The sequence below is a fragment of the Paracoccus yibinensis genome (assembly GCF_030846195.1).
GTDB classification, from domain to species: Bacteria; Pseudomonadota; Alphaproteobacteria; order Rhodobacterales; family Rhodobacteraceae; genus Paracoccus; species Paracoccus yibinensis.
This window is the reverse complement of record NZ_JAVCWH010000002.1, coordinates 164,293-182,507: the sequence shown is the minus strand read 5'-3', so window position 1 is coordinate 182,507 and position 18,215 is coordinate 164,293. Positions and strand designations below refer to the sequence as shown.

Annotated in this window: 22 protein-coding genes and 1 tRNA gene; 6 read left to right on the top strand and 17 right to left on the bottom strand. The window is 67.5% G+C overall.

The window, feature by feature from the left end:
* Positions 1-11: 11 nt before the first annotated feature.
* Positions 12-1,217 carry an MFS transporter gene (locus tag RAH32_RS04485; RefSeq protein ID WP_306605526.1) on the bottom strand — a complete coding sequence of 402 codons (1,206 nt, stop codon included), beginning with the start codon at positions 1,215-1,217 and terminating at the stop codon, positions 12-14.
* Between RAH32_RS04485 and RAH32_RS04480 the strand changes: the two genes are divergently transcribed.
* The gene (locus tag RAH32_RS04480; protein ID WP_306605524.1) at positions 1,216-1,374 is read left to right on the top strand and encodes a hypothetical protein; all 159 of its coding nucleotides are present in this window, start codon (positions 1,216-1,218) and stop codon (positions 1,372-1,374) included. The two genes, RAH32_RS04485 and RAH32_RS04480, sit on opposite strands and share 2 nt — an antisense overlap.
* A gap of 181 nt (positions 1,375-1,555) precedes the next feature.
* On the opposite strand, the gene RAH32_RS04475 is transcribed toward RAH32_RS04480, so the two are convergent.
* From RAH32_RS04475 to RAH32_RS04450, 6 genes are all read right to left on the bottom strand, one after another.
* Positions 1,556-1,631, bottom strand: a tRNA-Ala gene (locus RAH32_RS04475).
* Between the two features lie 34 nt (positions 1,632-1,665).
* A complete protein-coding gene (locus RAH32_RS04470; protein ID WP_306605522.1) occupies positions 1,666-3,012 on the bottom strand; it encodes a cytochrome P450 in 1,347 nt (448 codons plus the stop codon).
* A complete protein-coding gene (locus tag RAH32_RS04465) occupies positions 3,009-4,202 on the bottom strand; it encodes a hypothetical protein (RefSeq protein WP_373429666.1) in 1,194 nt (397 codons plus the stop codon). The genes RAH32_RS04470 and RAH32_RS04465 overlap by 4 nt, the downstream gene beginning before the upstream one ends.
* Positions 4,203-4,257: 55 nt before the next feature.
* Positions 4,258-4,941, bottom strand: coding sequence for a M48 family metallopeptidase (locus tag RAH32_RS04460; RefSeq protein ID WP_306605520.1), 684 nt, complete (start codon positions 4,939-4,941; stop codon positions 4,258-4,260).
* A gap of 39 nt (positions 4,942-4,980) precedes the next feature.
* Complete coding sequence (locus RAH32_RS04455; RefSeq protein WP_306605519.1) at positions 4,981-6,162, bottom strand: vWA domain-containing protein; 1,182 nt, start codon at positions 6,160-6,162, stop codon at positions 4,981-4,983.
* Positions 6,162-6,326, bottom strand: a complete 165-nt coding sequence (locus RAH32_RS04450; protein ID WP_306605517.1) for a hypothetical protein — start codon at positions 6,324-6,326, stop codon at positions 6,162-6,164. The genes RAH32_RS04455 and RAH32_RS04450 overlap by 1 nt, the downstream gene beginning before the upstream one ends.
* Before the next feature lie 122 nt (positions 6,327-6,448).
* Between RAH32_RS04450 and RAH32_RS04445 the strand changes: the two genes are divergently transcribed.
* Positions 6,449-6,607, top strand: a complete 159-nt coding sequence (locus RAH32_RS04445; RefSeq protein ID WP_306605515.1) for a hypothetical protein — start codon at positions 6,449-6,451, stop codon at positions 6,605-6,607.
* Positions 6,608-6,640: 33 nt separating this feature from the next.
* On the opposite strand, the gene RAH32_RS04440 is transcribed toward RAH32_RS04445, so the two are convergent.
* The 4 genes from RAH32_RS04440 to RAH32_RS04425 form a co-directional block, all read right to left on the bottom strand.
* A complete protein-coding gene (locus tag RAH32_RS04440; RefSeq protein ID WP_306605513.1) occupies positions 6,641-7,468 on the bottom strand; it encodes a metal ABC transporter permease in 828 nt (275 codons plus the stop codon).
* Entirely contained in the window at positions 7,465-8,316 is an 852-nt protein-coding gene (locus tag RAH32_RS04435; RefSeq protein ID WP_306605511.1) for a metal ABC transporter permease, read from the bottom strand. Before RAH32_RS04435 ends, RAH32_RS04440 begins: the two co-directional genes overlap by 4 nt.
* A gap of 73 nt (positions 8,317-8,389) precedes the next feature.
* A complete protein-coding gene (locus RAH32_RS04430) occupies positions 8,390-9,235 on the bottom strand; it encodes a manganese/iron ABC transporter ATP-binding protein (RefSeq protein WP_306605508.1) in 846 nt (281 codons plus the stop codon).
* Positions 9,228-10,103: a metal ABC transporter substrate-binding protein gene (locus RAH32_RS04425; protein ID WP_306605507.1), complete on the bottom strand. Its 876-nt coding sequence runs from the start codon at positions 10,101-10,103 to the stop codon at positions 9,228-9,230. The genes RAH32_RS04430 and RAH32_RS04425 overlap by 8 nt, the downstream gene beginning before the upstream one ends.
* 84 nt (positions 10,104-10,187) lie before the next feature.
* Between RAH32_RS04425 and RAH32_RS04420 the strand changes: the two genes are divergently transcribed.
* Together RAH32_RS04420 and RAH32_RS04415 are read left to right on the top strand one after the other, a co-directional pair.
* Positions 10,188-10,607 (top strand): Fur family transcriptional regulator, encoded by a 420-nt coding sequence (locus RAH32_RS04420; RefSeq protein ID WP_306605505.1) that lies wholly within the window; start codon positions 10,188-10,190, stop codon positions 10,605-10,607.
* A gap of 7 nt (positions 10,608-10,614) precedes the next feature.
* Positions 10,615-10,971 (top strand): YigZ family protein, encoded by a 357-nt coding sequence (locus tag RAH32_RS04415; RefSeq protein WP_306605503.1) that lies wholly within the window; start codon positions 10,615-10,617, stop codon positions 10,969-10,971.
* On the opposite strand, the gene RAH32_RS04410 is transcribed toward RAH32_RS04415, so the two are convergent.
* The 6 genes from RAH32_RS04410 to RAH32_RS04385 all read right to left on the bottom strand — a co-directional run bounded on the left by RAH32_RS04410 (position 10,968) and on the right by RAH32_RS04385 (position 16,422).
* Positions 10,968-11,987 carry an LLM class flavin-dependent oxidoreductase gene (locus RAH32_RS04410; RefSeq protein ID WP_306605502.1) on the bottom strand — a complete coding sequence of 340 codons (1,020 nt, stop codon included), beginning with the start codon at positions 11,985-11,987 and terminating at the stop codon, positions 10,968-10,970. The two genes, RAH32_RS04415 and RAH32_RS04410, sit on opposite strands and share 4 nt — an antisense overlap.
* A gap of 111 nt (positions 11,988-12,098) precedes the next feature.
* Positions 12,099-12,971, bottom strand: coding sequence for a lysophospholipid acyltransferase family protein (locus RAH32_RS04405; RefSeq protein WP_306605500.1), 873 nt, complete (start codon positions 12,969-12,971; stop codon positions 12,099-12,101).
* Positions 12,968-13,852, bottom strand: coding sequence for a DMT family transporter (locus RAH32_RS04400; protein ID WP_306605498.1), 885 nt, complete (start codon positions 13,850-13,852; stop codon positions 12,968-12,970). The genes RAH32_RS04405 and RAH32_RS04400 overlap by 4 nt, the downstream gene beginning before the upstream one ends.
* Before the next feature lie 4 nt (positions 13,853-13,856).
* Positions 13,857-14,798, bottom strand: a complete 942-nt coding sequence (locus RAH32_RS04395) for a site-specific tyrosine recombinase XerD (RefSeq protein ID WP_306605496.1) — start codon at positions 14,796-14,798, stop codon at positions 13,857-13,859.
* A complete protein-coding gene (locus RAH32_RS04390; RefSeq protein ID WP_306605494.1) occupies positions 14,795-16,252 on the bottom strand; it encodes a hypothetical protein in 1,458 nt (485 codons plus the stop codon). Before RAH32_RS04390 ends, RAH32_RS04395 begins: the two co-directional genes overlap by 4 nt.
* Positions 16,249-16,422: a hypothetical protein gene (locus RAH32_RS04385; protein WP_306605493.1), complete on the bottom strand. Its 174-nt coding sequence runs from the start codon at positions 16,420-16,422 to the stop codon at positions 16,249-16,251. Before RAH32_RS04385 ends, RAH32_RS04390 begins: the two co-directional genes overlap by 4 nt.
* A 95-nt stretch (positions 16,423-16,517) precedes the next feature.
* Between RAH32_RS04385 and RAH32_RS04380 the strand changes: the two genes are divergently transcribed.
* Entirely contained in the window at positions 16,518-17,099 is a 582-nt protein-coding gene (locus RAH32_RS04380) for a shikimate kinase (RefSeq protein ID WP_306606543.1), read from the top strand.
* A complete protein-coding gene (aroB, locus tag RAH32_RS04375; protein WP_306605492.1) occupies positions 17,096-18,205 on the top strand; it encodes a 3-dehydroquinate synthase in 1,110 nt (369 codons plus the stop codon). Before RAH32_RS04380 ends, aroB begins: the two co-directional genes overlap by 4 nt.
* Positions 18,206-18,215 lie beyond the last annotated feature (10 nt).

The following is an 18,215-nucleotide window of genomic DNA, read 5'->3' as shown; positions in this document are numbered from 1 at the left end:
TGGCATCCTTCTCAGGCGGCTTGCAGGGTTGCGCGGGACTGGCGGATCGAGACGTGCATCCACAGGGTGCAGGCCGCCACCAGCAGGAACAGGACGGTGAAGCAGCTTGGCCAGCTTCCGGTCGTGTCCTTCAGCCAGCCGAACAGCAGGGGCAGGACAAAGCCGCCCAGGCCGCCGATCATGCCGACCAACCCGCCCACGGCGCCCACGTTCTGCGGGTAATAGGTGGGGATGTGCTTATAGACGGCGGCCTTGCCCAGGCTCATGAAAAAGCCCAGCGTGAAGATCACCGCCAGGAAGGCCCAGACGGCCAGGCCGGGGATCAGCGCCAGGATGGCGGTCGCGGCCAGCGAAACCAGGAAGGTCGCATACATCACCGTCCGCGCGCCCATCCGATCCGACAGGATGCCTCCGTAAGCGCGGAAGATGGATGCCGGGATGGAATAGGCGGCGCCGATCATGCCTGCGGTCTTCACGTCGAAGCCATAGACGCCGATCAGGTAATGCGGCAGCCACAGCGCCAGGGCGACAAAGGCCCCGAAGCTGAAGAAGTAATAGGTTGAGAAGCGCCAGACCCGCAGGTTCTTCAGCGGCGCGAATTCCGCCCGCAAACTGCGCAGGGGCGCGCGGGTGCCACGCCGGGCGGTGGTGACGGGATCGTCTTTCGACAGCGCCCAGAAGGCCAGGGCGGTCAGCGCCAGCACGCCCGCCCAGATCTGCGCCGTGGCCTGCCAGCCAAAGGCGATCATCACGAAGGGAGCCACGAATTTCGTGACCGCCGCGCCGACATTGCCGACGCCGAAGATGCCAAGCGCCGTGCCCTGCCGCGCCCCGTCGAAAAAGCGTGACACATAGGCCACGCCCACGGCGAAGCTGCCGCCTGCGATGCCGACGCCCAGGGCCGCCAGCAGCATCTGCGGCCAGGTCGTGGCCCAGGACAGAAGGAAGGTGGCCAGGGCGGCGGCCAGCATGGTCAGCGTATAGACCAGCCGCCCGCCCATCCGGTCGGTGGCTACGCCCAGCACGATTCGCACCAGCGACCCGGTCAGGATCGGCATCCCGACCAGCAGGCCGAACTGGGTGTCTGACAGGGAAAGCTGTTGTTTGATCTGGATGCCGATGATGGAAAAGATCGTCCAGACGGCAAAGCAGATGGTGAAAGCTGCGGTGGACAGCGTCAGGGCGCGGCCTGAACCGGGGTGAAGGAATGCGGACATGACTGCTCCGATGGCGGATTGGTTGGGCAAGTGGCTGTCGGAAAGCATGGGCCGCCACCCCGCAGGACCGGGTCGAACCGTCACGCTTTCAGGAAATGCCGCATCATTGCGCGCGAACCATGGCGCGCCATTGCGCCGGGCCATGGATGCAGACTGACGGAATCGCGCGCCGGGGCCAAGTTCCCAGGATCATCACCGGACATTCCGACGCCGAAGAATGCTGCAAGCGCAAAAGGTTTGTGCGCGCTGCCTGCGGATTGGTCAGATTGGGGACCGGGCCGCAAAAAGGCCTCTGGCCATGGCAGCGCCTGGAATGGTTGTGAAGCGATCATTGAATTTGGTGGAGCCGAGGGGAATCGAACCCCTGGCCTCGTCATTGCGAACGACGCGCTCTACCAACTGAGCTACGGCCCCACTGGCGCCCTTTTTGTCCCGGCGGCGAGGAATGTCAAGCGGGTGAATTGCGCGGCGTCAGGTGGATGGCGATGCCGTCGCGGCCCCGGACGGTCAGGCGCGCGACGGGGATGGGAGGCTGGGGGCCGGGGCGCAGGTGGAAGGCCTGGGTGATGCGCGCCAGCATCACCACACCCTCGACCATGGCGAGGCCCGCACCGGGGCAGACCCGCTGGCCGGCTGAAAAGGGGATGAAGGCGTCGCGGGCGCTTTCGTGCGTTTCCGGGCGCTGCCAGCGGGCGGGGTCGAATTCGTCGGGCTGGTCCCACAGTCGCGCGTGGCGGTGCAGGTGCCAAGGCGATAGGACCACCTGCGCGCCGCGTGGCACCTGGCGACCGCGCAGCGTTTCCGATCGGGCTGCCTGTCGCACCATCATCGGCACCGGGGGATAAAGCCGCAGCGCCTCGCGGAACACCGCGCGGGCGGTGCGCAGGGCCTTGACCCCCGCCATGTCGGGGGTCAGGGACGCGGCCTCGGCGGCTACGGCGTCCTGCCATTCGGGGTGGGCCGCCAGCAGCCACAGCGCCCAGGCAAGCGCCGAGGCGCTTGTCTCGTGACCGGCCAGAAAGAAGACCGCCACCTGGTCCACCATCTCGGCTTCCGAAAAGCGGCGGCCGGTCTGCGGATCGGGCGTGGTCATGATCCGCGTCGCCAGGTCGTCGGGCGCATCGCTCGCGCGGATCGCGTCTATCCGGCCCTTGACCAGACCGGCGATCAGGCTGCGGATTTCCCCTGCCGTCCGGCGGGTGCGGCGGGAATGAGGATGCGGCAGCCAGCGGGGCCAGGGCAGCAGGGCCGCCCAGTTGACCACCGGCTGTGCGTCCTGATGCGCGCGGAAAGCGGCAAAGACCTGGGCCGCCGTCCGATGTTCGATCGGCATCGAAAACAGGGCCCGGAAGATCAGGTCGGCGCTTGCAAAGCTTGCCTCGGGTTCGATGTCCTGAAGGCCGGGCCGCAGGCGCGCGACCAGGGCATCGGCGGCGGACAGGATCGCCGGCAAGGTGTCGTGCAGGCGCCCGCCGTCGAAGGCGGGGTCGATGATGCGGCGTGCCGCGGCCCATTGCGGTCCATTTGTCACGAAGACCGAAGCCCCCAGCAGGGGCGCAAGGCCCGCGCGCAGGCGGTTCGATTTCGGGAAATCCTGCGGCCGTTCCTTCAGGATCAGGCGCACCAGGGCCGGATCGTTGCACAGGAAGCTGTGGACCAGCGGGCTTCGGAACTCGGCCATCCAGGCGCGATACAGCCGTTCCGGCAGGGCGGACAGCAGGTCGCGGCGGAAGGCGCGGGCAAGGCGCAGCACGCTGCCCCGGTCCTCGGTCGTCTCGGGACGAGGCGGGATCATGGCAGGCCTGGCCCGACGGGGATGGCAATTCGTCCGGGCGAGGGACGGCGACCGGCGAAGCGGTCGGCAAGCCCAAGCGGCCCGGCGGTGATGGCGAAATAGTCGTAATCACTTGGGCGGTCGAAGGCGCACAGATATTGCAGATGCAGCCGGAACCAGCGCCACCGCAGGGCGCGCTGCTGCTGCGGCGACAGGGTTTGTGTAAAGGCCGCCGACAGGACCAACGGCCAGCGTTGCCCCGGACCCGCGACCCCGGTCACGGCGACGGGATCGCAGAGCGCGAAGCTGCACGGATCACCGGGCGCGGTCACGTCCAACCAGAACAGATCCGGCCGTTCGGAAAGGAAGGCCAGGTCGGTCCGCAGCCGCTGCGCCTGCGGCAGGAATGAGGCCATCGGCACCACCTGACCCAGGGTCAGCAGCGCCAGGGCCGGATGGCCCGCCAAGGCGTCCCGCCGAAGCAGGTCCGCCAGGATCGACGCCGCCAGATAAGCGCCCGAGGAATGGCCGACGACCAGAACCTCGTCCAGATCCTGGGTCAGGGCGTCGGCGATGCGATTGGTGAACTGCTCCAGCCGCTGTTCCAATGCCTGTGGATAGGCGCCGTGCAGGCTGGCGGTGAAGGCATAGTCATGCATCAGATAGTGCGCGAAGAGGCGATGGTCCTGGGACCGGGCCAGGACCAGCACCCCCCAGGCGGTGGCAAGGCCCGCGCCCATCCCAAGCCATGCCAGTCCCGTCAGGGCCGTCACGACCCATCCCGCCAGCAGTGCCAGCAGGACCGCGCCCAGCAGTTGCAGCACCAGCACCGCGACCGGATACAGCGCCGCCAGAACCGGCCCGCGCCGCAGCCGCATCAGCCGCCGCAACGCGCCCGAGCGGCCATAGACCCACCCTGTCCGCAGCATCCGCGCATAGGTCGCCAGGATGCCCCCCTGCATCGAAGCTTGGACGAGGTCGGACCAGACCAGAACCTCGATCTGCGCCTGGGCCGGGCCTTCCGGGAAGCGGGCGCGGGTCTGCCAGCCGAAAGCGGCACCGTCGGCGGGCTTTTCCATTGTCAGGACAAAACCGCTGACCTGTGCCTGCTTCAGGGCTTCGCGGCGATAAAGTTCGCGGTAACGACGCGGAGGCATGGGATCGAAGCCGGGCAGATAGAACACCCGGCGGCGGAAGGGTCGCGTCATCATCTGGCCCAGTTGTGTCAGGCCAGCATAAGACAACCTTCTGTTGCCGCAAGCGTCTTCAGCCTTGCCGCCACTGTGCCTGGTTCCGCTGGATGGCAGCGATGCGGCGCCCGGTGGGCGGGTGCGACAACAGCCAGGCCGGGGCCGATCCGCCGCGATTGCCGGTCAGGCGTTCCAGCTTGCGGAACAACGAGATCTGCGGCTCCGTCCCCAGGCCCGCCCGGATCATCAAGGCGCTTGCGAAGCGGTCGGCCTCGAATTCGTCGTCGCGCGACAGGCGGGCGGCGACGGCGGTGGCGATCAGCCCGGCGATCCAGGTGCCCAGGCCGGGGATGATGCGGCCCAGGACGCCCGCAAGCGCCATGCGAATCGCGTTCTGGCCTGCAAAGTCGATCATCCGCCGCCGGGCGTGACCATGGGCGACATGGCCCAGTTCGTGCGCGATGACGCTGGCCAGTTCCTCGGGCGTGACCTCGCCCGCGTCCAGCTTGCGGATGAAGCCGCGGGTCAGGAAGATGCGCCCGTCGGGGGCGGCCAGGCCGTTCACGGGCTCGACCTCATAGACATGGGCGCGCACGGGGGGCAGGTCCATCGCCCGGCCCAGCCGTTCCAGCATCGGCACCAGGCGCGGATGGTTCAGCGGCGTCGATTTCTGGTTCAGTTCCTGCCGCAGCCGCCACAGGGAAAAGAACCACATGGCGGCCAGATAAAGGATCAGCAGGATGATCGGCAGGTATTTCATGGCACCAATATGGTCCCACGCCAGCCCCCGCGCCAGAGGTCAGCCAAGAATCCGCATCGCCTGCGTCAACCCGTCCAGCGTCAGGGGCATCATGCGGTTTCCGAAGATTTTCCCGATCATGGCGATGGATTGGGTGTATCCCCAATGCCCCTGCGGAACCGGGTTCAGCCAGACGTGGTCGGGCCAGGTCTCGGCCGCGCGGCGCAGCCAGACCTCGCCCGATTCCTGGTTCCAGTGTTCGTTGGCCCCGCCCGGCACCGCGATCTCGTATGGGGACATGGAGGCGTCGCCCACGAAGACGCATTTGTAGTCGCGGCCGAAGCGGTGAAGCACGTCCCAGGTTGGCGTCTGTTCCGTCCAGCGTCGGCGGTTGTCGGTCCAGACGCCCTCGTAAAGGCAGTTGTGGAAATAGAAATGCTCCATGTGCTTGAACTCGGCCCGCGCGGCCGAGAACAGCTCGTCCACGACGCGGATATGGTCGTCCATCGACCCGCCCACGTCTAGGAACAGCAGCACCTTGACCGCATTGCGACGCTCGGGCCGGGTCTGCACGTCGATATAGCCGTGGTCGGCGGTTGCCCGGATCGTGGCGGGCAGGTCCAGTTCCTCGGCCGCGCCATGCCGCGCCCAGTGGCGCAGGCGTTTCAGTGCGACCTTGATGTTTCGCGTGCCCAGTTCGACATTGTCGTCGAAATCGCGGAATTCGCGCTTGTCCCAGACCTTGACCGCGCGGCGGTGGCGGGATTCGTCCTGGCCGATGCGCACCCCTTCGGGGTTATAGCCGTATGCGCCGAAGGGCGAGGTGCCGCCCGTGCCGATCCACTTGCTGCCGCCCTGGTGGCGCCCCTGCTGTTCGGCCAGCCGTTCGCGCAGCTTGCGCATCAGCTCCTCGAAGCTGCCGCCGCCCTGGACCTGGGCCTTTTCCTCGTCGGTCAGCAGCTTCTCGGCCAGCTTTTCCAGCCATTCGCGGGGGATCGCCCGTTCGGTGACAAGCGCCTCGACCGGGATGGTTTCCAGGCCGGAAAACGCCTCGGCAAAGGCGCGGTCGAAGCGGTCGATGTGGCGTTCGTCCTTGACCAGCACCAGCCGGGCCAGGTGATAGAAGCCGTCCACGGACCAATCCGCGATGCCTGCCTGCATCCCGGCCATCAGGTCCAGCCATTCCCGCAGCGAGACCGGAACCCCTTGCCGGCGCAGGCTGTCCAGGAACGGGATGAACATCACGTCATCCGGTCGATGATGACGGTCGCGAACAGGCCCACGACCGCGAAGGCCATGGCGAAGCCCGCCGCATATTGCACCCGGTCGCGCCCGGTGCCGCCCAGTCCGGCGGCCCGGCGCCAGCCCAGGATTGCACCGATGGTGGCGGCGGCGATGACGATCATGAGGGCCCCTGGTCCTGTTCCGTCCCTCCAGATAGCGGCTGGTCCGGCGCGGCGCAACCAAGGGCGTGGGAACAGGCGCCCCCGAACGGGGTTGAGCCAATGGCAAAACGCAGGAGGACGCGATGGCCGAGAAGGAAAATCCCGACGCCGTTCCCCCCGGCACCACCGGCGCAGGCGAAAACATCTGCCGCAAATGCGAAGGCAGCGGGCGGATCGACGGCAAGGAATGTCCCGAATGCGGCGGCACCGGCAAGGTCACGACCGGCATCGGCGGGGGCTGAACAGCATGGGCCGCCCGGCAGTGGATCGTCTTTCTATGCGGCGGACCTGCGGCGGGTGGCCAACTGGCGCCAGAAGAAAACCAGGGTGAACAGCGCGGTCATCACCACCACGATGGTCGGTGCAGGGGCGCTGTCCAGCCAGAAGCTGATCCAGATGCCCGCCAGGCTGGATCCCGCGCCGATGGCCACCGACAGCGCCAGCATCGCCTGCAAGCGGCTGGTCAACAGGAAGGCGATGGCCCCCGGCGCGATCAGCAACGCCACCGACAGGATGATCCCCACCGCCGACAGCATCGCCACCACCACGGCCGAGATCATCGCCAGCATCCCGTAATGCAGCCAGCCGGTCGCCAGCCCGGCCACCCGTGCCTGCACGGGATCAAAGACCAGCAGCGCGAAATCGCGCCATTTCAGCACCAGGACCAGCCCCACTACGGCGGAGATCGAGCCGGCCGACAGGAAGTCATCCCGCCCGACCCCCAGGATGTTGCCGAACAGGATGTGGTCCAGGTGCACGTCGGTGGGGAATTGCGTATAGATCACCAGCCCCAGCCCGAACATCCCGGCCATCACGACGCCAAGCGTCGTGTCGGGTTTGATGCGGCTGTTGGCGTCCAGCCAGCCCGCCGACAGCGCGCAGATCATCCCCGCCACGAAGGCTCCGATCAGCAGGGGGATGCCGGCCAGATAGGCCAGGACGATCCCCGGCAGCACCGCGTGGCTGATCCCGTCGCCCATCAGCGCCCAGCCGCGCAGGACCAGGAAGCAACTGAGAAGGGCCGCCGGGATGCTGACGATGACGGCGATCAGCATGGCCTCGACCATGAAGGGGAAGGCGAAGGGGGCGGTCAGCCAGCTCATCGGGCGACCGCGCGGATGCGGCGGCGGCTGGCCAGCAGACCGTGGCGTGGGGCAAGGACAAAGGCCGCAAGGAAGATCAGGGTCTGCAGCACGACGATGATGCCGCCCGTCGCGCCGTCCAGGAAGAAGCTGACATAGGCGCCGATGGCCGAGGTGAGCGTCCCGATCGCCACCGACAGCGCGATCAGGCGCGGAAAGCGGTCGGTCAGCAGATAGGCCGTGGCGCCCGGCGTCACCACCATGGCTATGACCAGGAAGGCCCCCACGGTCTGCATGGCGGCGACGGTCGATCCGGCCAGCAGGGTGAAGAACAGCACCCGAAGCCGCCCCGGATGCAGCCCAATGGTACGCGCATGGCTTTCGTCGAAGAAGACCACCATCAGGTCGCGCCATTTCGCCAGCAGGATCACCAGCGAGACGCCTCCGATGATCGCCAGTTGCAGCGTGTCGGCGGGCGAGATCGCCAGGATGTTGCCCAGGGTGATCGCCTGCAGGTCCACGGAAACCGGGTTCAGCGAGATCATGAACAGCCCGATCCCGAAGAAGCCGGTGAAGATCAGGCCGATGATCGCGTCCTCTTTCAGGCCCGTGCGGCTGTTCAGGAACAGCATGGTCAGCGCGGCCAACCCGCCCGACAGGAAGGCGCCAAGCGCGAAGGGCAGGCCCAGCATGTAGGCCCCCGCGACTCCGGGGACGATGGAGTGCGACAGGGCGTCGCCAATCAGGCTCCAGCCCTTGAGCATCAGGTATGCCGACAGGAAGGCGCAGACGCCGCCGACCAGGGCCGAAACCCAGATGGCGTTGGTCATGTAGCCATAGGTGAAGGGGATCAGCAGAGTGTCCAGCATCAGGCGTCGGCAGCGGGGGTTTCACACCCCCGCACCCCCGTGGGATATTTCCGCCAGAATGAATGGACGCGGGTCATTCGTCCTTCCTTCGGGCGCGGTCGTCATAGAACACCAGTGGCCGTTCATCATCCGTGAACACATCCACGCTGCGCCGGTCGGCGTCGTCGTGCAGCGCAGCGCCCCCCAGCACGAAATGGCGCAGCACGCCGCCAAAGGCACGGCGCAGGTTTTCGGGGGTGAAGGTCGTCTCGGTCGGGCCATGGGCCAGGACCGTGCCCTTGACCATCACCACCCGGTCGCAATATTCCGGGACCGAGCCGAGGTCGTGGGTCGAGACCAGCATCACCCGGCCTTCCTCGCGCATCGCTTTCAGAAGGGCGATGATCGCCTCCTCGGTCTTGACGTCGACGCCGGTGAAGGGTTCGTCGAGCAGGATCACCCGCGCTTCCTGCGCGATGGCGCGGGCCAGGAAGACGCGCTTCTTCTGGCCGCCCGAGAGTTCGCCGATCTGGCGGCGGCGGAAATCGGTCATGCCGACGCGGGCCAGGGCTGCGTCCACCGCCTGCCGATCGATGGGGCGTGCGCGGCGGAAAAAGCCCATGTGGCCATAGCGGCCCATCATCACCACGTCCTCGACCAGGACAGGGAAGCTCCAGTCCACTTCCTCGGCCTGGGGGACATAGGCCACCAGGTTCTTTGCCAGCGCCTGTTCCACCGTGCCGCCCATGATGCGGATCTGGCCCGAGCTGTGCGGCAGCAGGCCCATCAGCGCCTTGAACAGCGTCGATTTTCCTGCGCCGTTGACGCCTACCAAGGCGGTGACAGACCCTTCGGGCACGATAAAACTGGCGTCGCGCAGCGCGGTGACACCATTGGGATAGGCGACGGTTAGATGCCGGACCTCGATCCCGTCATTCATTCCGCAGGCCGTCCACGATGGTTTGCGATGTCACGCGCAGCAGATCCAGATAAGTGGGGACGGGGCCGTCGGCCTCGGACAGGCTGTCCACGTAAAGGACGCCGCCATAGGTCGCGCCGGTTTCGGATGCAACGCGGCGGGCGGGGCGGTCGGACACGGTGGATTCGGAAAAGATCACACGGACATCGTTTTCGCGCATGACGTCGATGACATGGCGCACCTGCTGAGGCGTGCCCTGCGCGTCGGCATTGATCGGCCACAGGTAGAGTTCCTGCAGGCCGAAGTCGCGGGCCAGATAGGAGAACGCGCCTTCGGACGTGACCAGCCAGCGGCGATCGGGGGGCAGGGCGCGGGCGGCATCGCGCAAGGGGGCGATGGTATTGTTGATCTGCGCCTTGTAGGCATCGGCATTCGTGCGATAGGTCGCGGCGTTGTCGGGATCGGCGTCGGCCATTGCGGCGGCGATGTTGTCCACATAGATCAGCGCGTTGTCCAAGGCCATCCAGGCATGGGGATTGGGCTTGCCGTCGTAGTCGCCGCCGGTGATCGACATCGGTTCGACGCCGTCGCTGACGACTGCGACAGGGACATCGCCCAATTGGTCAATGAACTGCTGGAACCAGCTTTCCAGGTTCAGCCCGTTCGCCAGGATCAGATCGGCATCGGACGTGCGGATCAGATCGCCCGAGGTGGGTTGATAGTTGTGGATCTCGGCTCCGGGCTTGGTGATCGATTCAACGTCCGCAGCATCGCCCGCGACATTGCGGGCCATGTCGGCGATGATGGTGAAGGTGGTTGCGACCTTCAGCCGCTCGGCATGGGCGGGAAGGGCGGCAAAAGCAAAGGCAAGGACAAGGAATGACTTCATGATCCCGTTATGTGCGAGCCGTTCTCATCTGTCAATAGTTGAGAACTAGTTGCAACTGAACGCGGGATGCGTCATGAGGGTTCCATGGAAAGCCGTGCCTCACAACTGGAACAGGCCCTGCGCCGGGCGGGAGTGCGGGTGACGCGGCAGCGTGCGGCCCTGCTGCGGGTGATCGCGGGCAGCGAGGATCATCCCGACGCCGCCGAACTGCATCGCCGGGCCGAAGCCGCGGGGGCGGGGGTGTCGCTGGCGACCGTCTATCGCACATTGACGACGTTGCAGACCCAGGGTGTCATCGAGAAGCTGGAGTTCCAGGGTGAACCCGCCCGATGGGAGGCCGCGGACCAGCGGCACCACGACCACATGATCGACGTGGACACTGGCGAGGTGGTCGAGTTCATGAACGATCGGATCGAGCGGCTGCAGGCCGAGGTCGCGGCCGAGATGGGATACGAGATCGTCCATCACCGGCTGGAGCTTTACGTGCGGCGGCGGGGCGCCTGAACAGGCGATGCGCGTCTTCGACAAGATCATTTCGGACCGGGGGTCGCGCTATGCCGTGTCGGGCGGACCCGCCGCCACGCGCGCCGAGGCCCAGGCCCTGCTGGCCGAGTTGAAGCGCAGCAAGCGGTTCGCCAAGGCTACTCATAACAGTTGGGCGGCAATCCTTTCGGGCGAGGCCGTGAAGGACGACGACGGGGAAGCCGGCGCAGGCGCGCTGATCCTGCAGATGCTGGAACGCGCCGAATTGCGGGACCATGTGGTCATCGTGACCCGCTGGTTCGGCGGCAAGCAGTTGGGCGGCGACCGCTTCCGCCATGTGGCGGATGCGGTCAGATTGTATCTGCGGGAAACCGGATTGGGTTAGCGCCAGCCAAGCGCCGGGGCGACATGGCGCAGGATGCTGTCGATGACGTGGACGTTGTAATCGACGCCCAGCATGTTCGGCACGGTCAGCAGCAGGGTATCGGCCTCGGCGATCGCCTCGTCCTCGCGCAACTGCTCGATCAGGCGGTCGGGTTCGTCGGCATAGCTGCGGCCGAAGACGGCGCGATAGTTGTCGATATTGCCGATCTGGTCGCTGTCCTTGCCGCCGCGCCCGAAGAAGCGGCGGTCCATGTCGCTGACCAAGGCGAAGATCGACCGGCTGACCGATACGCGCGGGGTCCGGCTGTGGCCTGCCGCCGCCCAGGCATCGCGATAGGTGCGGATCTGGCGAGCCTGCTGGACGTGGAAGGGTTCGCCCGATTCGTCCACCTTGAGGGTCGAGCTTTGCAGGTTCATCCCCATCTGTGCAGCCCATTCCGCCGTCGCGTTGGAAGCCGATCCCCACCAGATGCGGTCGCGCAGCCCCGGCGAATGGGGTTCCAGCCGCAAGAGGCCCGGCGGGTTCGGGAACATCGGGCGGGGGTTCGGGCGGGCGAAGCCCTTGCCTTCAAGCTGCTGCAGGAAGACCTCGGTATGGCGGCGGGCCATGTCCTGGTCGCTTTCGCCCTCGGCGGGTTGATAGCCGAAATAGCGCCAGCCATCGACGACCTGTTCCGGGCTGCCCCGGCTGATGCCAAGCTGCAACCGCCCGCCGGAGATCAGGTCGGCCGCGCCCGCGTCTTCAACCATATACAGCGGGTTTTCATAGCGCATGTCGATGACACCGGTGCCGATCTCGATCCGGCTGGTGCGTGCGCCGACGGCCGCCAGCAGCGGGAAGGGCGAGGCAAGCTGGCGGGCAAAGTGATGCACGCGGAAATAGGCGCCGTCCGCGCCCAGTTCCTCGGCGGCGATGGCAAGGTCTATGGATTGCAGCAGCACGTCCTGGGCCGTGCGGACCTGCGACCCCGGTTCGGGCGACCAGTGGCCGAAGGACAGAAAGCCGATCTTCTTCATGGTTATCCCTTTGCTGCGCCAGACGCGTTGCAAGGGACATAGGGTCTTGCCGCACGGTCAGGCAAGGATCGCCCGCGCGCAGGCCATGTGCGCGGACAAACAGCAAGGGGCTTATTTCCAGCGGCGATGCACCCAGAACCACTGATCCATGTGGCGGCGCACGAGCATTTCCAGGTCGTCGTTCAGCGCCTGCATCATGGCGGCGGGTTCGCCATGTTCGACCGGCAGGCCGACATGGACCCGGAAGCGCAGTCCGTCCGGGCAGCGGATACCATGGACCGGGATCAACAGCGCGTCATAGCGCAGCGCCAGTTCGGCTGGCGTCAGGACGGTGCGGCTGGGCAGGTCGAAGAAGCGCAGTTCCGGCGCGTGGCGGTCATACTGGTCGAACCCCAGGGCCAGCCAGCCGCCGCCCTTCAGAAAGCGCAGCATCGCCGTCAGGCCTGACCGCCCGCGCGGGAACAGCGGTTCGGCGATGGCACTGATCGCGGGGATGTAGTGGCGGTTGAACGCTTCGTTGTTCATGGGGCGATACAGCGCGCCGACGGGCCAGCCGCGTGCGGCAAGGGCCGCGCGCATGGCGTCGTAGTTGCCGAAATGGGCGCAGGCGATGATGACGGGGCGCTGCGCGTCAAAAGCGGATTCGAGCGCGGGCAGGCCGGGGCCTTCCAGAGGGTCGGCCGCGTGAATGCGGGCGGTGAATTCCTCGCCCGAATAGATCTCGGCCACGGACCGGCCTGCGTTGTTCGGGACGGCGCGGACCAGTGACTTAACCTCGTCCTCCGTCAGGTCGGGGCGGGCCAGTGACAGGTTTTGGCGGATCCTCCGGCGCCACCCGGCCAACGGGCCAAGGACATGCGCGAACAGCCAGCCCACGGCGGGGATGCGCTTGTCATAGGGCAGCAGCCGGGCAAGGCCGATCACCGACAGGAAGGCGGCATTCGCAATGCGGTCGGACAGGGGCGGGGTGTCGGAATGGCTCATGGGGTCTTTCGCGCGGCGCTTGCCTCTCGGGACCAGACATAGAGGCCCGCCGCCACGATGATGGTGGCGCCCGTCACCGTCCAGAGGTCGGGCAACTGTCCGAACAGCAGCCAGCCCCACAAGCCCGCCCAGACCAGCCCGGTATAGCCGAAGGGGGCCAGCACCCCGGCCTCGGCGGTGGCGAAGGCGCGGACCAGCAGGTATTGGCTGAGCGTGCCGAAAACGCCTAGCAGCGCAAAGGCCCACAGGTCGGAAGGTGCAATCGGCTGCCAGACGAAGGGCACGGCAAGCGAGGTGAGGGCGCTGCCCACGACCGCCGACCACATCACCGATGTGGCGACCGAATCCGTCCGCGCCATCCGCGTCAGCAAGGCGCCCGTGGCATAGGTGAAGGCCCCGGCCAGTGGCAGAAGGGCCGCGGGCTGAAAGACGCCCAGGCCCGGCCGGATGATGATCAGCGCGCCGACCAGGGCGGCGGCGATGCCCGCCAGCCGGCGGGGGCCGATCTTCTCACCCAGGAACAGGGCCGCGCCCAGGGTGATCAGGACCGGGTTCAAGTCCATGATCGCCGTCGCCTCGGCCAGGCCGATGACCTGGAGCGAACTGAAGAACAGCGCGACGGATCCCAGTTGCATCAGCGCGCGGGCGAATTGCAGGCCGGGCCTGCGGGTGCGCATCACCATGGGCATCGCGCCGCGGAAGAGAACGGCGAAGATCGCCAGGTTGCCGATGAAGCGCGCCCAGACGACCTGCGCGGGGTGATAGGTCTGGGTCAGGTGCTTGGCCGTCGCGTCCATCAGGGTAAAGCCCAGGATCGCGGCCAATATCAGGGCAATCCCGGTGGCCTGGGCATTGGCGGGCTGGCGCAGGGCAAGTGTCACGGGTTCAGGTCTTTCGGGCCAGGGGATGATGGGTCAGCACCAGATCGCGCATCCTTTCGTCAAGGACATGCGTATAGATCTCGGTCGTGCCCAGGTCGGCATGGCCCAGAAGGGTCTGGATGGAACGCAGGTCGGCGCCGCCTTGCAGCAGATGCGTGGCGAAGGCGTGGCGGATCACATGCGGGGTCACGCGGGCGGGGGAAATGCCCGCCTGCACGGCCATGTCGTTCAGAAGGCGCCCGAAGGTCTGGCGTGGCATGTGGCCAGCCGCCCCGGGGGCGGGAAACAGCCACCGCGCGCCCTTGCCCGCGACAAGGCGGCCAAGGGCGCTGTCCTTGGGGGCATCATCGCGGATGGCCAGCCAGGCCGACAGCGCCCGGCGGGCGGGGGGCGTCAGCGGGACCATGCGTTCCTTGTCGCCCTTGCCCCGGATCAGCAGGACGCGCGGATCGCCCCGGCAGGCGGCCACCGGCAGGGCCACCAGTTCGCTGACGCGCATCCCGGTGGCATAGAGAAGCTCCATGAGGCAGAGGTTGCGGGCGCGTTCGGCATCCGTCCGCCCAAGCAGGGGCGCCGCGGCCAGCAGGGCGTCGATCTCGTCCCGATCAAGGGTCTTGGGCAGACGCTTGGCCCGGCCCGGTCCGCTGATGCGGATGGCGGGGTCGTCGTCGCGCCAGCCCTCCTCCAGCGCAAAGCGGGTGAACTGCCGGATCGACGACAAGCGCCGCGCCCGTGTGGCGCGCGACAGACCCTGTGCGTCGCAATGGGCCAGGTAATCCTCGACCCGTTCGCGGGTCAGATCCGCCAGGGCCAGCCTGCGCGCGGCCAGCCAGCCGGACAGGTCGCGCAGGTCGCGGCCATAGGCCAGGACCGTGTTGCGCGCCGATCCCGATTCGGCGGCCTTGGCGTCCAGGAAGGCGGATATGGCGCGGTGATCGGCGATCATGGATTCTGCCGCATCACCGGCAACAGCGACAGTTGCGCGGCTGCCAGATCGGCCTCGGCCCCCAGGCCCAGGGCGCGCAGGGTGGCAAGGCCACGGCCCGCGCGGGGCAGATCCCCGTCCAGGCCCGCGTCTATATCGGCCATGGCGGTCAGCAGCGCCTCTCCCTTCTGCGTGGCGGGCGGCTGGACCGGGTCGGCCTTCAGCGCGGGGTCCAGGACCAGCGGCACCGGCGCCGGCAGCCCCTGCCATTGGCGCAACCAGGTGGCGATCTGCGCGGCCCGGCCTTCGCCGTCCTGGGGAAGGTCGGCGGCGATCATCGCGGCCAGAACATCGGCCATGCCCGCCTGGTGGAACTGGTCGAATGCCGAAGGCAGCGCAGACGAAAGATCGCCGCTGGCCAGGGCGGCCTCCAGCGTGCGCATCGCGCCCGCGCGTTCCCAGACGCCGCCCGACGCGGCGGGACTTTGTTCGGTATAAAGCGCGCGCAGGGTGGCGGGGGCGATGGCGCCGGCGCGGGCCAGACGCTCGGCCGCTTCCAGCCGGGCCTTCCAGCCGTTGTTGGGGCGCAGGTCGGAATGGGCGAAGGCGATGGGCAGCGACGATGTGGGAAGCGGCTGGCCGATCGCCTCGTGGATGCGGAAATCCAGCGGAGTCATGCGATCCGGCGTGGCAAGCGTCTCGCCGCTGTCCACATAGGCGTCGTCCAGAAAATGCGTCAGCAGCACCGCCTGATGCTGGTCCAGAAGGCCCAGCGTTTCCGCACCGTGCAGGCTGATCGCGGCAGCCGCCCAGTCGCCGGTCTGGGCCAGGCAGAAGATCCGGGCGGCAAAGCTTGGCGCGATGCCGGGTGTGGTGTTCATGATCTCGCAAGCCCGCGCCTCGTCCCCTTCCAGCAGGGCGATGTCGAACAGGCGGCGAAAGATTTCCGGGTTGCTGGGACCGGCTGCGATCAGAAGCGCCTGCGCCCGGTCCACCGCGCCCCCATCCAGCAACCGATCGGCGCGGGCCAGAAACAGCGTCCCCTGCGGCGCAGCCGACTGCGCGGGCGGGGCGAGTTGCGTGGTCAGCACCCGATCCAGAAGCGCGTTCATCGCCGGCAGGCGGGCGGGCGTGCGCAGGATAAGGCCGGCCAGCGTGGCGGCATCGCTGCCCTGCCACAGATCGGCCGGAAGCCCCGCCTTGCGCGGCGTCCGAAGGCCCACGCTGTCGGGATTTCCGATCCCCAGGCGCGTGACCTGAACCGACCCGACCTCGCCGGTCGTGGCGACTGGCTTGGGTCCGGGCGCGCCGGGAACGCCAGGAGGCGGCGCGTCGCCCGGACGCCAAGCCGAGCTTTCGCGGTCAGGCCCGCGCACGCTGCCCGACAGCCAGTCGCTTGCCGAAAGCGGCGTTTGGGCCTGGGCGGACCAGGCAAGGCCAAGCATCATGGCCAAGGGCAGCAGGCGGCTGCTCACTCGGGTTCAGCCTCGGTTGCAGGGGCGGCGGGGGCCTGGGCAGTGGGGGCGGCACCGATCGGGCTGCGGACCTCGGACCGGACCGGCTGCATGTCGCCGAAATAGGCGTAACCGGCCAGGCCGATCACCGCGGCCAGAATCAGCACCACCAGAACCTTGAGCAGCCGCATCGAATTTCGCCTCGTTTCATTGTTGTTTGTGTCTTTCGGCCGGTCTTTCGCCGGTCTGGCCGGAATATATATGGCATTTTCCGAAAGATCACGCCATTCAGTCGGCCAATGGACGGGGGACGGACATGCGCCAGCGCCTGAGGCGCCATATCGTGCTGATCGGGATGATGGGGGCGGGCAAGACCGCGCTGGGGACGGAACTGGCCCGGCGGCTTCACGTCCCCTTCACCGATTCGGATGTCGAGATCGAGACAGCGGCCGCCATGTCCATATCCGAGATCTTCGCCCGCGACGGCGAGGCGTTCTTCCGCGACCGCGAGGCACAGGTGATCGCCCGCATCCTGCGCCAGTCGCCGCGCGTCATCTCGACCGGCGGGGGGGCCTGGATGCAGGAACGCAACCGCGCGGCCATCAAGGCGGCGGGCCTGTCAGTCTGGCTGGATTGCGACCTGGAGACGCTGTGGCACCGGGTGCGCCAGCGCAGCACGCGGCCCCTGCTGCAAACCGCCGATCCCAAGGGCACGCTGGCCCGCCTGCTGGAAGAACGCAATCCGATCTATGCCCTGGCGGAACTGACCTTTCCCGCCCGCCCTGCGGACAGCGTCGATGCCGCCACCACGCGGCTGCTGGACGCAATCCGCACCGCCGATGCAAACCTGCTGATCGAGACACCATGACCCCTGAACCCGTCACCGTCCACGTGCCCCTGGGCGACCGCGCCTATGATGTCCGCATCGGCGCCGGTCTGATCGACCGCGCGGGGGCCGAAATCGCACCCCTGCTGCGCCGTCCGCGCGTGGCCATCGTCACCGACGAAACCGTCGCGGCGCTGCATCTGCCGCGGTTGCAGGGTGCGCTGAGCGCCGAGGGAATCGTGTCCGAGGCCCTGGTCCTGCCCCCTGGCGAGGCCACCAAAAGCTGGCCCCATCTGACAGCCTGCGTCGAATGGCTGCTGGAACAGCGGATCGAGCGGCGCGACATCGTGGTGGCTTTCGGGGGGGGCGTGATCGGCGACCTGGTGGGCTTCGCGGCCGCCATCCTGCGGCGCGGCGTCCGCTTCGTGCAGATCCCCACCACGCTGCTGGCGCAGGTGGACAGCAGTGTCGGCGGCAAGACCGGGATCAACAGCCCCCATGGCAAGAACCTGATCGGCGCTTTCCACCAGCCTTCGCTGGTGCTGGCCGATATCGCGGTGCTGGACACGCTGGCGCCGCGCGACTTCCTGGCGGGCTATGGTGAAGTCGCCAAATACGGGCTGCTGGGGGATGCCGGTTTCTTCGAGTGGCTGGAGGTGAATGCCCCCCGCCTGCGCAGCGACATGGCCCTGCGCCAGCACGCTGTGGCCCATTCGGTCGCCATGAAGGCCGGAATCGTGATCCGTGATGAAACGGAACAAGGCGAACGCGCCCTGTTGAACCTGGGCCATACGTTCGGCCACGCGCTCGAATCTGCCACCGGCTATTCGACGCGATTGCTGCATGGCGAAGGGGTGGCGATCGGCTGCGCCCTGGCTTTCGATCTGTCGGCCCGCATGGGATTGTGCAGCCAGGAGGCGCCGTCGCGTGTGCTGGCCCATCTGCGCCAGATGGGAATGCCCGCCGCCATCCGCGACATCCCGGGCGACCTGCCTGACGACGCGGCGCTGATCAGGCTGATGGGACAGGACAAGAAGGTCGTGGACGGCCGCCTGCGCTTCGTCCTGGCCCGTGGCATCGGCGAGGCTTTCGTCAGCGACGACGTGCAGGCCGATACGCTGGCGGCTGTGCTGCGGGACGCGCGCTGACCGCGCGCCC

Excerpts from the sequence above, each read along its gene's own strand:
- RAH32_RS04470 (WP_306605522.1), bottom strand. The coding sequence starts at position 3,012 with ATGATCCCGCCTCGTCCCGAGACGACCGAGGACCGGGGCAGCGTGCTG.
- RAH32_RS04395 (WP_306605496.1), bottom strand. The coding sequence starts at position 14,798 with ATGATCGCCGATCACCGCGCCATATCCGCCTTCCTGGACGCCAAGGCC.
- RAH32_RS04440 (WP_306605513.1), bottom strand. The coding sequence starts at position 7,468 with ATGAGCTGGCTGACCGCCCCCTTCGCCTTCCCCTTCATGGTCGAGGCC.
- RAH32_RS04485 (WP_306605526.1), bottom strand. The coding sequence starts at position 1,217 with ATGTCCGCATTCCTTCACCCCGGTTCAGGCCGCGCCCTGACGCTGTCC.
- RAH32_RS04410 (WP_306605502.1), bottom strand. The coding sequence starts at position 11,987 with ATGAAGAAGATCGGCTTTCTGTCCTTCGGCCACTGGTCGCCCGAACCG.
- RAH32_RS04445 (WP_306605515.1), top strand. The coding sequence starts at position 6,449 with ATGGCCGAGAAGGAAAATCCCGACGCCGTTCCCCCCGGCACCACCGGC.
- RAH32_RS04385 (WP_306605493.1), bottom strand. The coding sequence starts at position 16,422 with ATGCGGCTGCTCAAGGTTCTGGTGGTGCTGATTCTGGCCGCGGTGATC.
- RAH32_RS04460 (WP_306605520.1), bottom strand. The coding sequence starts at position 4,941 with ATGAAATACCTGCCGATCATCCTGCTGATCCTTTATCTGGCCGCCATG.
- RAH32_RS04480 (WP_306605524.1), top strand. The coding sequence starts at position 1,216 with ATGACTGCTCCGATGGCGGATTGGTTGGGCAAGTGGCTGTCGGAAAGC.
- RAH32_RS04450 (WP_306605517.1), bottom strand. The coding sequence starts at position 6,326 with ATGATCGTCATCGCCGCCGCCACCATCGGTGCAATCCTGGGCTGGCGC.
- aroB (WP_306605492.1), top strand. The coding sequence starts at position 17,096 with ATGACCCCTGAACCCGTCACCGTCCACGTGCCCCTGGGCGACCGCGCC.
- RAH32_RS04465 (WP_373429666.1), bottom strand. The coding sequence starts at position 4,202 with ATGATGACGCGACCCTTCCGCCGCCGGGTGTTCTATCTGCCCGGCTTC.
- RAH32_RS04430 (WP_306605508.1), bottom strand. The coding sequence starts at position 9,235 with ATGAATGACGGGATCGAGGTCCGGCATCTAACCGTCGCCTATCCCAAT.
- RAH32_RS04420 (WP_306605505.1), top strand. The coding sequence starts at position 10,188 with ATGGAAAGCCGTGCCTCACAACTGGAACAGGCCCTGCGCCGGGCGGGA.
- RAH32_RS04415 (WP_306605503.1), top strand. The coding sequence starts at position 10,615 with ATGCGCGTCTTCGACAAGATCATTTCGGACCGGGGGTCGCGCTATGCC.
- RAH32_RS04435 (WP_306605511.1), bottom strand. The coding sequence starts at position 8,316 with ATGCTGGACACTCTGCTGATCCCCTTCACCTATGGCTACATGACCAAC.
- RAH32_RS04405 (WP_306605500.1), bottom strand. The coding sequence starts at position 12,971 with ATGAGCCATTCCGACACCCCGCCCCTGTCCGACCGCATTGCGAATGCC.
- RAH32_RS04455 (WP_306605519.1), bottom strand. The coding sequence starts at position 6,162 with ATGTTCATCCCGTTCCTGGACAGCCTGCGCCGGCAAGGGGTTCCGGTC.
- RAH32_RS04425 (WP_306605507.1), bottom strand. The coding sequence starts at position 10,103 with ATGAAGTCATTCCTTGTCCTTGCCTTTGCTTTTGCCGCCCTTCCCGCC.